Here is a 16,108-nt window from a genome sequence, read left to right as displayed (position 1 = left end):
ATCATCACTATCAAATAGATATACTTTAATCTTCCGCCCAAAATTTAACATATTTTGGGCTGTTTTTATCGGATTTCTCTTAACATTCAACACTTTTGACAAAATATTAAAAGTCGTTTGTTTATGCTTTTCTAGAACCTCCTGAACTAGTTCAAATCCTCGTCGTTCGTATAACTGACGCGCGATTACATAATCTGGAAGGTCTGAAGTATAAAGTTTGAGATAATTAGCGGGTGAATTCTTGGCTTGACTAATAGCAAAATCGACTAATTTAGCGCCAATTCCCTGTCCTCTAGCTTCAGGATTTACGCAAGTCCAACCTAGCCAGTAAGTTTCTGAATTTCCACTTCTAGTATATAGTCCTGTAATACCTAAAACATCTGCTTGTGAATTAACTGCTACCCAATAACGACACCAACTGATGCCTAGCAATGCCAATAATAACTTTGGGAAATAACCATGCATCAAACTCAATTGAAAAACCCAGCTTGCCTTTTCCGACCATATCTGATATTGAAATACTTTATCTGCCAAATCAATAGCTGCTGTCAGAGTTGGTTTTGATAAAGGTTTGATTTCAATCATAAGTTACACCACTTACGGCAGCTATGAGGTCTATCCTCAAAGCTGAAAGCTACGCTAGGAGAAGGGCAAGGAGAAAAACTGTATTGCATAATAGCGGGAAGCGCTGTATATATGGAAAAGGGTTAAGTGTTTTGCATCTCCTGAAAATCAAGATTTGGAATTGTTAAACAGCAACGAGAACCGAATGTTAAATTAATTGTCGCACCCTTTTCTTAGAAACAGCACCGCTCTGACCAGTTTTTCTTTCAAGCATCTTATCAGATACCCTTGACAACTGTTATAAAGCCTTAACTTCTCACCCATGCCCAGTAACAGGCTTGGCTGATTAAGAATTTTACCAGAGCTACTGCATTAATAGCCTAACTAACTGTTGAGTAATGGGAAAACCTGTTTTTTCCTCAAAATGCAAAAACATTGGACTGGGGTTTGCTTCGAGGAAAACATATTCGCCGCTAGGTTTTAGACGCCAGTCAATGGCTGTCCACTCCAACATCAATACTTTTGCAATGTCTAAACATTGCTTTTGAATCGAAGAAGGTAGTTTTAATGGAATCAATTCACTTTTTTCGTCTAGGCGAAAATCTAACTGACTAGTGCGAATCTCAGCAGCATAAATTGACTCACCAATTACATAGCTACGAATATTAGTACCAGGAATATATTCTTGTATCTTTACCGGAGAAATTCGTAGTGCTAAACTCAATCTTTTTGGGTCTAGATGCTCTGCTGTTACTAATTTAGTATATGTGCCTCCATAGACAGGCTTAAAGATAGCTTTATCTAAAGAGTCAGTAAAGTGAATAATTTGTTCTGGATCATTACTGACAAGAGTCTGTGGAATTGAAACCCCTATATTGTTCACCATACTTAGTTGTATCGGTTTTTCTTTATGAAGCTGGTACGCTTGCCAGGAATTTACCCAACGTCCCTGACAAGCCTGCATGAAAGAGCGCAGAGTACTCATTGAATCATTGATCGCAATGTCCTGCTGCTGAGAATTGTTTAAAACCGGCACATAAACACCAGAAAAACTTCGCCAGAAAACACTATGTATTTCTCCAATTTCTAACTTACCTCCTTGAGGTAATATTAAACTTCCTATTTGTGTTTTTGGCTTCCAAGATATTTTTAATTGAGTTGGGAAAGAATAAGTATCGAAATAATCTGCTGTCGCTCCTGCCTTAGTAAGAGCTTGCTGCATGGCTAATGCATGAGCATCTTGAGAATTACCTAAAATTAAAATGTTCATCTCAAAATAGTAATTTTTTAGAAAAATAATTCCTCAATAACAATACTTTGCCAATTTGGTGGCAAAGTATTGCAATAAAAGTGCAGCATAATATATGGAACGCAGCATTCCAGATATTATGCTGTCATCAGCCAGCTAGATTTAAGGCAGTTATTCAAGGTTTTAACTCAAAAATTTTTGGGTTAAGAGAGACCACCTTCCTCGCCCAGAGCTAGGGTAGTAAACCTACCACTTTCCTCGCCCAGAGCTTGGGTAGTAAGCCTACCACCTTCTTCACCTACAGCTTTGGTAACAGTTGCGAAACCACCACAAACTTGATTAGCTTCGTCATCGCTTAAAGCTGTAATCTTTAAATCAACAGATTCGAGTTCAGAAATTTTTAGATCAAATGGATGTTTCATAATTCCGTGTAAGTAGATAGTCCGAAATAATTGATTTTTTATGGCTACGTTGTAATCAGCCACAAACAGTTCGTATAGTAGCAGTCAACTTATTAGTTATAAATAATGCAAAAAGTTATATAACTTTATAAAGGCAGCAATCCGATTTTGGGGAATGACCCCACGAGATGAGCGATCGCACTTCCCCAATACCCCATTTAGCTTATAGGTGGGATTGATTTTGCGATTCTAGGCGGCTGTAGAGTGCTGGCTGGATTTATCCCGAAATTTGCTGTCGGGGATTAGGGGACGGGTAGGAAGTGCGTAGCTTGCCGCCTTCGGCATCGCTTGTGACAAAGCAGTACACTGGTACTATAAAAATCCCCTAGTGTACTGCAACTAGCGATCGCCATATATTAGTTATCAACAGCAATTCTAAAGGTAAAAAGCAACCAGTCGCAAAAATAATTTGCGCTTGGCAAGCAAATTTGCAATTGATGTGATAGTCTTTTTATATGGGGAATCAAGACAGCGAAAGCAGAGTCATGCCGTCAAAGACCAGACTTTCGCCTTGGCAGATGCAATGTTTAAATCCGCTACGGCTTTTTGAAACCAACAGACAAAGCCAATGAAGCAGGATAGTGACCTCCGTAATAACTTGAAGTCCATTAGAACTCGCTTAGGCATGAGCCAACAAGATTTGGCTAACATCGCTAGTGTGACTCGTCAGACAATTAGTGGTGTAGAGTCGGGACAATATGCTCCCTCAGTTGCCATAACACTTCGCTTGGCTAAAGCGCTTGGCTGTCAAGTAGAGGATCTATTCTGGTTAGAGCGAGATTTACCTGAAGTTGAAGCAGTTCTTGCCAAGCCTGTCCCTAATGGTCAGCAACTGCGAGTTAGCATGGCTCGTGTAGGAGGACAATGGATAGCTTATCCCTTGATTGGTAAGGATGCTTTTCGCCAAGACATGATTCCGGCTGACGGTGAAGCAGTTGCGGTGAGCCACCCCGTTGCGGGGGTTCCCCCCGTTGTAGGGAGTGGCGAACCCGTAAGGGTGGACGGGTTCCCCGGCATAAGCAAACTGCTGAACCCGAAGGGTGAAGGTACTAGCCAAAAAGGTACAAATAAAGTTCGAGTCAGGCTACTAGACGATAATCTCGACACACTTCACAACACCGTTGTGATTGCTGGTTGTGCCCCTGTGATTTCACTATGGGCAAGAGCCACCGAACGCTGGCATCCCCAACTGCGAGTCCAATATAACTTCGCCAATAGCATGGCTGCATTGCACAGTTTATGCAGAGGTGAGGCGCACATTGCTGGGATGCATCTGTATGATCCTGAAACTGGTGAGTATAATACTCCCTTTGTTCGAGATGTTTTGGCTGGGAGGGAAGCAGTTCTGATTACCCTTGGTGTCTGGGAGGAGGGACTTTTATTAAAGTCAGGGAACCCAATGGGAATTAGAACAGTTAGTGACTTAGTTGCTGGGGGAGCGACTATTGTTAACCGCGAAATAGGTTCTGGTAGTCGGATGCTTTTGGAACAAACACTCAAAAACGAACAGATACCGTTCGATGCTGTTCAGGGCTTTGACAATATACTCAAAAGTCACCAAGATGTTGCCCAAGCTGTAGTCGGAGGAGTTGCCGATGCTGGGATGAGTACGGCATCTATAGCTACCGCTTTTGGGCTGGGATTTATCCCTTTACATCAGTCACGATATGATTTGGTGATTCTCAAGGAATATTTAGAAGAAGCATCAGTACAGCAGTTACTCAGTACTTTGGGACATCGGATGGTTCACTCCCAATTTGAAATTCTTGGCGGTTACGATATCAGCAAAATTGGGGAAGTTGTAGCGACTGTTTAGAGTGGATTGCAATGGTTGGTTGTGTGATTTAGGGAAACTTGGCGTAAATTTAAATCCTGCTGCAACCACTCTTTAGGTATGAGCAACCTTCAGAGGATTACAACAACTGATAATGCTCAATTCGTAATTCGGATTTCAATTTGAGTTTCCGGCTTGGAATCTGTAGCTTTCTTTTTTCCAATTGGTATTACTACCGCCAGAGAAATCATTTGAGTGAGCGGATGGTAATACTTGCAATATTTTTTGAGTGATGTCTTATTGCTCTAGCCATTAGTCAGAAAAAACAATGACTAATGACCAACGAAAACTGACCACAACTTGAATATGTTCTTTCTTCGGACTCTTTTTGCTGTAGAACGAGCACCTCCAACGACGTTCTACATAAGGTCACTGCTGTAATTTTACAGCGCGATCGCCTCATAAACCGACAGACCCAGCAAACAAACAATTACAGGATTAATCATCATGTCCGACGGAAAAATTAGACAAATTGCTTTCTACGGTAAAGGTGGTATCGGTAAATCTACTACCTCCCAAAATACCCTCGCCTCGATGGCGGAAAAGGGTCAACGCATCTTAATTGTGGGTTGCGACCCCAAGGCTGACTCTACCCGATTGATTCTGCACTGTAAAGCCCAAACCACCGTGTTACACTTAGCTGCTGAACGGGGCGCTGTAGAAGATATCGAACTCGAAGAAGTCGTAATCACTGGCTTCCGGGATATCAGATGCGTAGAATCAGGGGGGCCAGAACCTGGTGTAGGTTGCGCCGGTCGGGGTATCATCACCGCCATCAACTTCCTCGAAGAAAACGGCGCTTACTCAGATGTAGATTTCGTATCCTACGACGTATTGGGCGACGTGGTGTGCGGTGGTTTCGCTATGCCAATTCGTGAAGGTAAAGCCCAAGAAATCTACATCGTTACCTCCGGTGAAATGATGGCGATGTTTGCAGCTAACAATATCGCTCGTGGCGTTCTCAAATATGCTCACACTGGTGGCGTGCGTTTGGGTGGTCTGATTTGTAACAGCCGTCAAACTGATCGGGAAGACGAACTGATTAGCACTCTAGCAGCCAGATTGAATACCCACATGATTCACTTCGTCCCGCGTGACAATATCGTGCAACACGCCGAACTGCGCCGGATGACCGTGAATGAGTATGCACCTGACAGTAAACAAGCTAATGAATACCGCACATTAGCGGACAAGATTATCGGCAATACAAATCTTACCGTTCCCACACCCATCGAGATGGATGAGCTAGAAGATTTGTTGATTGAGTTCGGCATCCTTGAAAGTGAAGAAAATGCTGCAAAAATGATTAGCCAAGCAGATGCTGCTAAAAAGCTAGAAGACGCTCAAGGCGAAGCACTAGAAGCAGTGAAAAAAGGAAACGTAGAAATAGTTTCCGGTAGCTAGAAGAAGTCAGGTTCTTATTTAGACTTCGGTGCTAAATACAGAGTAAATATCAGGTGGGCAAAAATAGCCCACCCTTTCATCAATCCTTTAAAATGGAGGTAATCCAATAGCCGATCTTAACTTTTGTTTGTTTCCAATTCACCGTGCTAACACTAATCTATTAAGGTCTAGACAGCAACATTAATACTTTAATAGTCTAGTTCGTGTTTTTGTTTTCTCCTTCTCTAACCTAGTTGGTGTTTATGTTTTAGGGAATGGAAAACTATTTTTCTTATTCCCTTTTATTCCATCCTTTAGATACACGGTTAATAAATGAAAATCATATCAAAGCCTTTTGAAATTCACTTAACACCTAATAACTTCTACCTATTGTCACCAAACAAATGAATCCCACCCCAGAAAAAATTAACGATTCGCTCAGTGACTTCAATTCTGAAAATGCTCCTCAGCAGCAGAAACTGCATAAAAAAAAGTCCTCCACACAATTACCACAACCTGGAACTACTCAAGGGAGTTGCGCTTTTGATAGTGCAATGATTACTCTAGTACCAATCACTGACGCTGCTCATGTAGTCCACGGGTCAAGTGGCTGTGCTGCCAGTATTTGGGGAAGTTACAGCAGTCTTTCTTCTAATTCGATGCTGTACAAGATACGTTTTACCAGCGACATCGATGAGAACGATATCATCTTCGGTGGAGCCAAAAAGCTGTACAAAGGCATTTTAGAATTAGAAAGACGCTACAAACCTGCGGCGGTATTTGTTTACTCCACTTGCATTACCGCCTTGATTGGGGATGATATCGAAGGAGTTTGCAAAAATGCCACCGAGAAAACAGGAATACCCACTATCCCTGTACATTGTCCTGGCTTTATTGGGAACCAAAATTTAGGCAACCGTGTTGCTGGTGAAGCGTTGCTAGAACACGTTATTGGAACAGCTGAGCCAGACACTAGTACATCCTATGACATCAACCTAATTGGTGAACATAACATCGCAGGTGCAATATGGAACGTTCTACCCTTATTGGAGAAATTAGGTATTAGAGTTTTGGCAAAAATTACAGGCGATGCTATCTATAAAGAAGTTTGTTATGCCCATTGTGCCAAGCTGAACGTGCTACTCTCCTCCAAAGCACTAATTAACATGGCAAAAAGCATGGAGAAAAAATATGGCATTCCCTATATTGAAGAGTCTGTTTATGGCATAGAGCAAATCAATCAGTGTTTAAGGAATATTGCCGTAAAGTTAGGTAATCCTGATTTGCAGTCACGTACAGAAAAGCTAATTGTAGAAGAAACTGCTGCAATAGATGAAAAACTCTCTCTGTATATCACTCGATTACAATGTAAGCGCATTATCCTTTCTATTGGAAGTTTCAAGAGTTGGTTGATTATCTTTGCGGCTCAGAAATTGGGGATGGAAGTTATTGCTATTCTTACTAAGAATAATAGTGAGGAAGATAAAATTAGAGTCAAAAGTTTGCTGGGTCAGGATGGCATAATTCTAGAACAAAATAGTCCTGAAGAAATCCTCCAGATAATTAACGAAAATCAAGCTGATATGTTAATTGCTGATAAACGCCATCAAGACACCTCTCTTATGCCTAGGATTCCATTCCTAGATATTAATCAAGAACGCAACCATCCTTATGCAGGCTATATAGGAATCTTAGAGGTAGCACGAGAACTATATGCCGCTTTTTACAACCCTGTGTGGGAGCAAGTATACCAGCCAGCCCCGTGGGAGGGAGATGGGGGAGATGAGGGAGATAGGGGAGATGGGGGAGATGGGGGAGAAATTACTTCCTCATCCCCCTCATCTTCTCAAGAGGAGGAAATCTAATGGCGATTATTAGCGTTACGAGTACATCAGTTGCAGTTAATCCCCTGAAGCAAAGCCAAACTGTAGGTGCAGTTTTAGCCTTTTTGGGATTGAAGGGAATCATGCCTTTATTACACGGTTCTCAAGGCTGTACTGCTTTGACTAAGGCAGTATTAGTACAACATTTCCGTCAGACGATTCCCCTTTCTAGTACGGCGATGACAGAAGTTGCAACCATTTTGGGTGGCGAGGAAAGAGTTGAACAAGCAATCTTGACTTTAGTGCAGAGATCCAAACCAGAAATTATCGGTCTTTGTAGCACTGGACTCGTGGAAACCAGAGGTGATGACATGGGGCGCTTTGTTAAGGAGATTCGCCACCGTCACCCAGAACTAGATTATCTACCAATTGTGCTTGTCTCGACACCAGATTTCAAAGGTACATTACAAGATGGCTTTGCTGGTGCAGTTGAAAGCATAGTCAGGGAAATCCCCCAAAAAAGTTCTAAGCAAGACGCTTCTCCCACACAAATCACTATTTTGGCGAGTTCTGCCTTCACACCAGGGGATGTACAGGAAATTAAAGAGATTGTAACTTCCTTTGGACTTGTACCTATTGTTGTACCTGACCTTTCTGGCGTACTAGATGGTTCTATAGAAAATTCCTCTAGTGCGATTACAGCTAATGGCACAAATGCAGCACAGTTGCGCTCAATTGGCAGTTCTGTATTCACTTTGGCGCTAGGTGATAGTATGCGGCGTGCAGCGCAAATTTTGGAGCAGAGATTCAATATACCTTATGAGGTATTTGGTGAACTGACGGGACTAGCAGCAGTAGATAAATTCCTGCAAGTATTGACGGATATCAGTGGTGTCAGTGTCCCGGAGAAATACCGCCGTCAACGCCGTCAGTTGCAATTTGTGATGTTGGAGAATCACTTTTACTTTGGTTGCAAACGAGTTTCTTTGGCGTTGGAACCAGATTTACTTTGGTCAACAGTTGCTTTTTTGCGATCGCTAGGAGTTGAGATTCACTCAGCAGTGACAACAACACGCTTTCCTCTGTTAGAAAAACTTCCGATTCCTAGCGTTACTATCGGCGATTTGGAAGACTTTGAACACCTGGCGGTTGGATCTGATTTGCTAATTACCAACTCTCATGGAGTTGCGATCGCTCAACGCTTAAAAATTCCTCTCTATCGTCAAGGGATTCCCATTTTTGACCGCTTAGATCATGGTCAGTTCACCAAGGTTGGCTATCGAGGTACTATGCAGCTTTTATTTGATATTGGCAACCTGTTTTTAGAAGAGGAAACGAAGGTTAAGCATTAATACAGACGAAATTCTAACTGTTTATGACAATTTTACCAATATTATTGGTAAAATGTATCACTAGATACAATCTTGCCGATTAAGTTCAGCTTTGATAGTTACTGAAAAGCCGTATACGTCCATTAGTGAATATACCAACCAATGTCAGCAAGCTAGGCGCGAGCTTCTACATTGACTCAACTTAAGTCTTTTTCATGAATCCAACACAGCTAAAAAAAACAACTGCCAAAGCGAGTCGTGTTACAAGAAAACTTCGCTGCCGTTTTGACCTTAGAGAATCTGTCATTACACCATATGCGCTCACTTGGTTTGAGGTGATTGGCTACACAGTTTTATTAGAGCCAGATATTGCTTTGGGTAAGCATCAGATCGGGCGGAGTAGTTATAGTGATGTGGTTTTGTATCAGCGCCTTTATAGTGCTTTGCAGAAAATTAACCCGAAAAAGCCTGATGAGGCGATCGCCGCAGCTATCGAGCAGGTTACTTGCATTCCGAGTTCCAACTTGCTGGAAAATAACCGTCGTTTTCACAAATTATTGACCAATGGTGTGGAAGTTGAATACCTATATAACGAAGAAATAGTTCATGACTTTGTGTCGCTCATTGATACGTCTAATCTATTGAACAATGATTGGTTAGCTATTCATCCTTTGACTGTAGTTGAAGGGAGTTATGCTCACTGTCCTGATGTAGTTGTCTTTATCAATGGTTTACCCTTGGCAGTTATTGTCTCGATTCAGCCAAGTGATAAACAGGCGACTTTCAAAGAAGGTAAAGAGCGAATTCAGACCTACATTGAACAAATACCAAAGCTGTTTGACTACAATACATTCCTAGTTATTACTTATGGAAGTCGGGCACGAGTTGGTACATTAACCTCAGACTGGCAGGAGTTTTTACCCTGGCGCACGATTGATGGAGAAGATTTTCCTGCCAAGGGCGTAACTGAACTAGAGGTGATGATTCAAGGCATTTTTGACAAACGGCGTTTCCTAGAGCAAGTATTGCACTTGATAGTGTTTGAGGAGAACGAAACCAGCATTAGTAAAAAATTGCTTCGCCGACCTTTTTGTACTATACAGTACCCGAAAAAATCTTCGTGCTAAGGCTAGTAAATGCTGAGTTATCAGTAATTAGTAGAAACCTAAATCACAATTAAAAATTCCCAATTGCTACTTTCAGTATGAAAGTTATTAACTATGAACACAAGTTGGTATGAACAAGAGCTAGTCAAAGAATTCAAAACGGTTATTGCTCATTCTTTCCCACAAGTGGAGGAATTGCTAAAACACTGTCATGTTAAACTTATCGAGTCTTATTGGGGAAGACCTCGTGTTCACTTTCTGCCATACTTCACTATTTATTGCCCTGACAATTTGATTGCTGCTGTCAAAGCCCAGATATCTATACTTAGGGAAGTAGCAGAATATGCGGGATTAGTTGAAGTGGTCTGCCTAAATGCTACGCATCTGCTGCGAGATCCGATGTCGAAGGTAAAGCAGACAGATCCTCGTTTGTGGTTAGAACTGCAATGGCTTGCAACCCAAGAACAAGAATACTTGCTATGAAAACCCGACTTCTTTTCTGCAACTACGAAAATAGTTGTCGCGCCATCTGCTCAAAGATAGCGTAATTAAAACACGGAGAAAGCTTGTATTTTTTGACTAAATAATTCCCAATTCCTAATTATTGATGATGAATAAGTCCCCCCTTCCCGCAGATGATTTGCCTCCAACTGGAGCACCTATACTTAACGAGTTATTCTACAGGCAATTAGAAGAAGCTACTTGCAGGCGATTTTATCAAGCCTGCGGCCCAATTATGCGAGTCTTACTATCAAATTGTCACTGGTATTTCAAGATAAATACTAGTCCTCTGATGTTAGTCATTATCTGCTATGACATAGAAAGTTATCTGCATATTGTCGATGCTATTCCCCAGTTCATCAAAAAGTTGAAGCAGTTTTCCAACAAAGCCAAAATTCAGCTTTTTTCACCAGATCATAAAGGAGAAGCTTGGGAAATGGAGATTGAAGAAACATCAGATGATCAAACCTAGCCAAGTAGGTGAATAGGCGAAAATTTGGTATTAACCAAGGCAGTAGTGTTTCACATTTTTTCGTGCTAACCCCTTATAAGCTGTTCCACAGCAGCCAAAGGGGGCAGACGTAATTGCTATTTGAGTTGGGAGCAAGAAAAGCAACTAATCGATCGCTGCTAAGAATTTTACCTTTTCTTGGTGACATTCAGTTCAGAAATACGAGTTAGAATCACCTTGCTTGATCAATTTCTTTTCATCTCCTGGTTCTGCTTCTACAGGTAAGAATCCACCTGCCTGCATTTTCCATAACCTGTAGTAAGCACCACGGCGTGCCAACAGTTTGGCATGAGTACCATCTTCGACAATGCGACCTTGCTCAAATACCAAAATGCGGTCTAGATCTGCGATCGTAGATAATCGATGAGCCACTACGATGACCGTTTTTCCATTCATCACCGAGTCTAAGGTATCTTGGATCGCTTTTTCGGTGATGGAATCGAGGCTAGAGGTGGCTTCATCCAAAATCAGGATTGGTGCATCTTTGAGGATCACCCGTGCGATCGCAATCCGTTGTCTTTGCCCTCCAGACAATTTGATACCGCGTTCACCTACCAGAGAATCATAACCTTCTTTAATCTGAGCGATGAAATCGTGAGCATAAGCTTTGCGTGCCGCCTCCATCACTTCTTCATCGGTGGCATCCAGTCGTCCATAACGAATATTTTCCATCAATGTCCGATGGAACAGAGACGGATCTTGCGGAATCAAGCTAATTTGGGAGTGTAGGGCATCTTGAGTCATATCTTGAATATCCACCCCATCAATCAGAATCTCTCCCGATTGTGGATCGAATAGACGCAAAATTAAATTGACGAAGCTGGATTTTCCAGAACCAGAGAAGCCAACCAGTCCGACACGCTGGCCTGGTTGGATAGTGATCGAAAGGTTGTCGAATACTTTTTTCCCAAGCGAGTAGCTAAAATTCACTTGGCGAAACTCAATTTGTCCCTGAGTGATGGAATGGGCGATCGCATTATCCCGATCGATGATCTCATGAGGTTGAATGATAGTGAAGACACCATTGGCAATATTGCCGATATGTTCAAAAAATTCCAGAAAGCGTCTACTTAAATTCCGGGCTTCACTGATGATCAACAGTGACAAACTGGTAGCAACCACGAAGTCAGCAGTAGCGATCGTCCCCTGGCTCCAAAGTGAGAGTGAGTAATATAAAGTGCCAATTTTCAGGATTGCTGCTGAGATAAACTGAAACCAGCGAATTCGCTCCGAGTACCAGTTGGACTTTCTTACGTCTTTGAGTTCGCGCCTTAATTGTTCCTTCAAATAGCCTCGTTCAAAACCCAACTGAGCAAACAGTCGGCTACTATTGAGATTTGTTACTGCGTCTACAATGATACCAGTTGTCTCACTTCTGGCGGCTGCGGCTTTGCGGGAATAAATTCGGCAGCGAGTTGCCAGCCAGAAGGAAATACTCACGAAAAGAACTGCCCACACACCCACGAATGCAGCAAGCGGAGGATAGGCGCGATACAGTAACATCGTGGCAACGGTATACACGATAATTACTGGCATAAATTCACTAATCAGCATTTGCATTGTTTGGGTAACACCCAAAGAAGTTTCGCCGATGCGATGTGCCAATGACCCAGCAAAACTGCTGCTCAAGTAGCGGTGGGAATGATGCTGCAAGTAGGCATATAGGGATCGGACGATGTGCTGTCGGTGGATCGGATGAAGGATTGTCTGCAAGAGTCCAGCCGCTCGCCCGAATATCACTTCACCCACACTCAACGCGGTGAACAACATCAGGGGTTGGCTTACGGTATCAAAAATGGACTTGCTGCCCCCCGTCGATCGCGTCACGCTCCGAATGATCTCACCAATGGCATAAGGCAACATGATGCCACAGGTTGCGTGTATTACCTCCAGAATCACCGCTATCACGTACCACCACCGGAAATCACTGACAAAATGATAAATGAACCTGAAGGTCGTATCAGGCAAGTTGGGTGCATCAGCAGCACGTTGAAAGTATTGGGATTTTCTGGATTTTTTCGTCATGAAAGTCGCTTTGTAAGCATCATGTTATACCAATTCGTAATTCGTAATTAAGAAGTTTTCATTAGCTTAATGAACTACTAGACCATAATTTCTGGCGGTGTGATTGCAGCATATACATCAGGCGCAAGTAAGGCATCGTGAATGTTGATTTTCTTCGGTATGACACCTTCTTGAAAGAATAAATCTGCTACACGCTGTTGTTCGGCTATCAGTGCCGGACTTAAGCCTCTGCGTCCTGCGAAAGTGCGACGAGACATTATCCTGGCGGCCACATCTTCATCGAGCTTTTGTGTGGCGATCATCAATTTTTTCACTTCATTTCGATTCGCATCTGCCCACTTATCTAGAGCGTTAAGTTCTTCAATGATAATTTTGAGTAAGCCAGGGTTTTCTTCGGCAAACTTCCTCCCAGCAATATAATAGGCACCAGGAGAATCTAACCCAACAGAATCTCTAAGGACGCGAATTCGACCCATCTTTTGAGCGATCGCATAGTATGGATCTGATGTCATCCAAACGGGAATTTTACCTTGGAGAAAAGCAGCCGATGCCTCAACAGTTGCCATACTTTTGATTTTAATATCTTTGATGGTCAAACCGATAGACTGCAAAGCTCTAAGAATAAAATAGTGCGATGCCGAGCCTTTTTGAAAATAAACTTCTTGCCCCTTAATATCCTCAAATTTCTGAAGGGGAGACTCTGGAGGTACAGCAATCACACTACTTGTTCCTGTTTTTTCGGTTTTTTGTGTCCCGACGACATAAACAAGGTCTGAACCAGCGACTTGGGCAAAAATTGGTGGCGTTTCTCCTACTGATCCGACATCAACTCTTTTCGCAGCCATGCCTTCCATGAGTTGAGGCCCTTGGACAAATTGCGCCCATTCCACCTTGATCCCCAGTGGTTCCAAGCGTTTCTCTAAAACTTGCCGATTTCTGAAGAGATCCCCAGCACTCTGATAACCCATGCGGAGAATTTTAGTTTTTATACCAAGGGAAATCGAATTGCCAGTAATACTCGCTACATTCTGTTGGCTTTGTTGGTTACAACTTCCCAACAAATATGCCATAGAAAAACCGCCCAGACTAGATGTAGCGACATTTAGAAAACGACGGCGTTTAATCATAGTTGTTTGATAGATAAAATAGTTTGGATTGGAAAGGTTAAAATTTGCAAAACTAACGCAGAGAATCTCCCCGGCGATATTCGGCGGTGATGTCGTCTAGCTTTTGTTTCAAACTGTCGTCGAGTTTTAGTTCTACAGCCTTAAGGGTGTCAACAAGTTGTTCTGGACGACTAGCACCAATAATGGGGGCAGTAATTATCGGATTAGCCAGCACCCAAGCCACAGCTAAGGTCGTGAGTGACAATCCAGCCAAATCCGCTACTGTACTTAATTCCTCGACAGTATTGAACTCGCGATCGCGCCAGTAGCGTTCTTGATAACGTTCTGCGGCAATCCCCAGAGTAAAACGAGTGCCTGCGGTGGGGCCTTGAGTGAGGCTATGTTTGCCAGTGAGTAGACCACCCGCCAAGGGATTGTAAGAAATTACACCCAATCCTTCTTCTTTGGCTAGGGGTAATAGTTCTCGCTCAATTTCACGGAACAACAAATTGTAGCGGGGTTGAATCGAGACGAAACGAGTTAAATTTTGCACATCCGCACGACCCAAGGCGCGAGCGAGTCGGTAAGCTAAAAAGTTAGAAACCCCGATGTAGCGTACCTTACCAGCACGTACTACCGTGTCCAGAGCTTCTAAGGTTTCATCGAGAGGGGTTGAGGCATCGTCAGAGTGCAATTGGTACAGGTCAACATAATCAGTTCCCAGTCGTCTAAGGGAAGCATCGATCGCATCAAGAATATGTTTGCGCGAAGCACCCTGATCCCAAGGCGCAGTCCCGACTCGTCCCACACACTTAGTAGCGATGATAAAATGTTCGCGTTTGCCTTTGAGCCAGCGCCCAATAATTTCTTCAGTGCTTCCAGCAGTAGGCAGTCCACCCCCAAGAGGATAAACGTCAGCTGTATCAAGAAAGTTGATGCCAGCATCGGCGGCGGTGTCGAGGATATGTCTGGAAGTTTTTTCGTCTGTCTGCAAGCCGAAGGTCATAGTGCCAAGACAGAGGCGGGAAACGGTTAAACCGGTTTGACCGAGTTTAGTTGTTGGTAATGTCATGGGGGTTTTCGTTGTTGATTAAAAAAGCAGAATTCCGAAACTAGGCTTCTTCGGTACAGATTGCGATCGCAGATTAGTCAGGCTGTATTGCCTTACCCCACTAAACTCGTTTAAATGGCTTGCCCGTTTGTTTATTAGACCTCTTGCAAAAGTCCCTAACACCCCACCCCACAAGGGCAGGGCTGTTTCATTCACCAAAGAGCATTGCTAAAGTTACGGTGTATACATAAGTCATTGAATTACCCAAAAATCTTGAAAAACCTCACCCTCACTTTACCTAAAGGTAAATCTTTCCCTCTCCTTACTAAGGAGAGGGACAGGTTTTGCGTAGCAGAACCAGGGTGAGGTTTTGATTTATGCAAGAGGTCTATTCAATATTTCATAATGTTTTAGCTCTACATCTTTCCAGTCAGATAACAGGTCTATTAGACAACTAGGGGGGTTTTGCGACGGCTCAATGAAACCAACCACTGTTGCAGTTTCGGGTCACTATACACTTCATCGGCAATAAAATGATCGCCTTCAGGTAGTACAGTAAAATCTACTGTTCCCCCCAGTCCGCGCAAGCTATCGACAATCTGCTGTGTATCTTCAATCGGTAGTTTTTCGTCCTTGCCACCTTGGAATATTTGGATGGGAATTTCCTTTAGTGCAGCTAGTTGGCTTGCTTCTAATGTCTTGGGTACACGCCCTGATACTGCTACCAGACCAGCGAAGCGATCAGGGTGAGAAGCGGCGATATGCCATGCTCCAGCTGTACCTAAGCTGAACCCAGATAAAATTATCCGGGACGGATCGATGGGTTGGGAGGCGATGAGATCATCGAGCAAAGCAATCACATCCAACTCTCGGTCTACCCAGGTTTGTCCTTCAGGCAACTGGGGGGCGGCAAAGATATAAGGTAAGGAACTGGAAGAATCCACGAAACGAGGTAAACCCCATTTCAGCAGCACATTTATATCTGTACCGCGATCGCGTGCGCCGTGTAGAAACAATACCAGGGGCGCGGGTTGCTTAATAGTGTCTGAGATAGTCGAGAGGAGATAAGGCAAGGAACCATTGCTGGTGTTAAAAGAGCGGTATTCGACAGACATAGTTGTGACTCCTAAACTTTGGGAAAGTTAGCGGGATCGAGTCTTATC

The 16,108-nt window shown here is 43.0% G+C and carries 14 protein-coding genes and 1 pseudogene; 8 read left to right on the top strand and 7 right to left on the bottom strand.

Features of this window, described 5'->3' with window-relative positions; translation table 11 throughout:
- Positions 1-585 (bottom strand): N-acetyltransferase (locus HWQ38_RS02375; RefSeq protein ID WP_292789707.1); only part of this gene is annotated, 585 nt, incomplete at its 3' end.
- A 121-nt stretch (positions 586-706) separates the two neighbouring features.
- Here HWQ38_RS02375 and HWQ38_RS02370 point away from each other — a divergent pair.
- Positions 707-876, top strand: a pseudogene (locus HWQ38_RS02370) (IS4 family transposase); the annotation flags it as partial.
- A gap of 52 nt (positions 877-928) precedes the next feature.
- On the opposite strand, the gene HWQ38_RS02365 reads toward HWQ38_RS02370, so the two are convergent.
- Positions 929-1,834, bottom strand: coding sequence for an MvdC/MvdD family ATP grasp protein (locus tag HWQ38_RS02365; protein ID WP_292789706.1), 906 nt, complete (start codon positions 1,832-1,834; stop codon positions 929-931).
- A 182-nt stretch (positions 1,835-2,016) separates the two neighbouring features.
- Complete coding sequence (locus HWQ38_RS02360; RefSeq protein ID WP_292789705.1) at positions 2,017-2,235, bottom strand: hypothetical protein; 219 nt, start codon at positions 2,233-2,235, stop codon at positions 2,017-2,019.
- 607 nt (positions 2,236-2,842) lie between these two features.
- On the opposite strand from HWQ38_RS02360, the gene HWQ38_RS02355 reads away from it, so the two are divergent.
- The 7 genes from HWQ38_RS02355 (at position 2,843) to HWQ38_RS02325 (ending at position 10,724) form a co-directional block, all read left to right on the top strand.
- Positions 2,843-4,090: a substrate-binding domain-containing protein gene (locus HWQ38_RS02355; RefSeq protein WP_292789704.1), complete on the top strand. Its 1,248-nt coding sequence runs from the start codon at positions 2,843-2,845 to the stop codon at positions 4,088-4,090.
- Positions 4,091-4,555: 465 nt separating this feature from the next.
- Entirely contained in the window at positions 4,556-5,512 is a 957-nt protein-coding gene (gene nifH / locus HWQ38_RS02350; RefSeq protein ID WP_292789703.1) for a nitrogenase iron protein, read from the top strand.
- A 383-nt stretch (positions 5,513-5,895) separates the two neighbouring features.
- Positions 5,896-7,356, top strand: a complete 1,461-nt coding sequence (nifE, locus tag HWQ38_RS02345) for a nitrogenase iron-molybdenum cofactor biosynthesis protein NifE (protein WP_292789702.1) — start codon at positions 5,896-5,898, stop codon at positions 7,354-7,356.
- Complete coding sequence (gene nifN / locus HWQ38_RS02340) at positions 7,356-8,666, top strand: nitrogenase iron-molybdenum cofactor biosynthesis protein NifN (RefSeq protein ID WP_292789701.1); 1,311 nt, start codon at positions 7,356-7,358, stop codon at positions 8,664-8,666. The genes nifE and nifN overlap by 1 nt, the downstream gene beginning before the upstream one ends.
- 194 nt (positions 8,667-8,860) lie before the next feature.
- Positions 8,861-9,772, top strand: a complete 912-nt coding sequence (locus HWQ38_RS02335) for a type I restriction endonuclease (protein WP_292789700.1) — start codon at positions 8,861-8,863, stop codon at positions 9,770-9,772.
- A 93-nt stretch (positions 9,773-9,865) separates the two neighbouring features.
- Entirely contained in the window at positions 9,866-10,234 is a 369-nt protein-coding gene (locus tag HWQ38_RS02330) for a hypothetical protein (protein ID WP_292789699.1), read from the top strand.
- A gap of 124 nt (positions 10,235-10,358) precedes the next feature.
- Complete coding sequence (locus HWQ38_RS02325) at positions 10,359-10,724, top strand: hypothetical protein (RefSeq protein WP_292789698.1); 366 nt, start codon at positions 10,359-10,361, stop codon at positions 10,722-10,724.
- A 192-nt stretch (positions 10,725-10,916) separates the two neighbouring features.
- Here the strand turns inward: HWQ38_RS02325 and HWQ38_RS02320 are convergent, their stop codons facing one another.
- The 4 genes from HWQ38_RS02320 to HWQ38_RS02305 form a co-directional block, all read right to left on the bottom strand.
- Entirely contained in the window at positions 10,917-12,788 is a 1,872-nt protein-coding gene (locus HWQ38_RS02320) for an ABC transporter ATP-binding protein (protein WP_292789697.1), read from the bottom strand.
- 77 nt (positions 12,789-12,865) lie between these two features.
- Positions 12,866-13,915: an aliphatic sulfonate ABC transporter substrate-binding protein gene (locus tag HWQ38_RS02315; protein WP_292789696.1), complete on the bottom strand. Its 1,050-nt coding sequence runs from the start codon at positions 13,913-13,915 to the stop codon at positions 12,866-12,868.
- 52 nt (positions 13,916-13,967) lie between these two features.
- Complete coding sequence (locus tag HWQ38_RS02310; RefSeq protein WP_292789695.1) at positions 13,968-14,966, bottom strand: aldo/keto reductase; 999 nt, start codon at positions 14,964-14,966, stop codon at positions 13,968-13,970.
- Between the two features lie 425 nt (positions 14,967-15,391).
- Positions 15,392-16,060: an alpha/beta fold hydrolase gene (locus tag HWQ38_RS02305; RefSeq protein WP_292789693.1), complete on the bottom strand. Its 669-nt coding sequence runs from the start codon at positions 16,058-16,060 to the stop codon at positions 15,392-15,394.
- Positions 16,061-16,108 lie beyond the last annotated feature (48 nt).

It is taken from the genome of Nostoc sp. NMS7, assembly GCF_017115085.1.
Lineage (GTDB): Bacteria > Cyanobacteriota > Cyanobacteriia > Cyanobacteriales > Nostocaceae > Nostoc.
This window is presented reverse-complemented; position numbering and strand designations above follow the sequence as displayed.

Coding starts and splice junctions, on each gene's coding strand:
- HWQ38_RS02365 (WP_292789706.1), bottom strand. CDS start 1,834: ATGAACATTTTAATTTTAGGTAATTCTCAAGATGCTCATGCATTAGCC.
- HWQ38_RS02320 (WP_292789697.1), bottom strand. CDS start 12,788: ATGACGAAAAAATCCAGAAAATCCCAATACTTTCAACGTGCTGCTGAT.
- HWQ38_RS02330 (WP_292789699.1), top strand. CDS start 9,866: ATGAACACAAGTTGGTATGAACAAGAGCTAGTCAAAGAATTCAAAACG.
- nifH (WP_292789703.1), top strand. CDS start 4,556: ATGTCCGACGGAAAAATTAGACAAATTGCTTTCTACGGTAAAGGTGGT.
- nifN (WP_292789701.1), top strand. CDS start 7,356: ATGGCGATTATTAGCGTTACGAGTACATCAGTTGCAGTTAATCCCCTG.
- HWQ38_RS02310 (WP_292789695.1), bottom strand. CDS start 14,966: ATGACATTACCAACAACTAAACTCGGTCAAACCGGTTTAACCGTTTCC.
- HWQ38_RS02315 (WP_292789696.1), bottom strand. CDS start 13,915: ATGATTAAACGCCGTCGTTTTCTAAATGTCGCTACATCTAGTCTGGGC.
- HWQ38_RS02360 (WP_292789705.1), bottom strand. CDS start 2,235: ATGAAACATCCATTTGATCTAAAAATTTCTGAACTCGAATCTGTTGAT.
- HWQ38_RS02325 (WP_292789698.1), top strand. CDS start 10,359: ATGATGAATAAGTCCCCCCTTCCCGCAGATGATTTGCCTCCAACTGGA.
- HWQ38_RS02335 (WP_292789700.1), top strand. CDS start 8,861: ATGAATCCAACACAGCTAAAAAAAACAACTGCCAAAGCGAGTCGTGTT.
- HWQ38_RS02305 (WP_292789693.1), bottom strand. CDS start 16,060: ATGTCTGTCGAATACCGCTCTTTTAACACCAGCAATGGTTCCTTGCCT.
- HWQ38_RS02355 (WP_292789704.1), top strand. CDS start 2,843: ATGAAGCAGGATAGTGACCTCCGTAATAACTTGAAGTCCATTAGAACT.
- nifE (WP_292789702.1), top strand. CDS start 5,896: ATGAATCCCACCCCAGAAAAAATTAACGATTCGCTCAGTGACTTCAAT.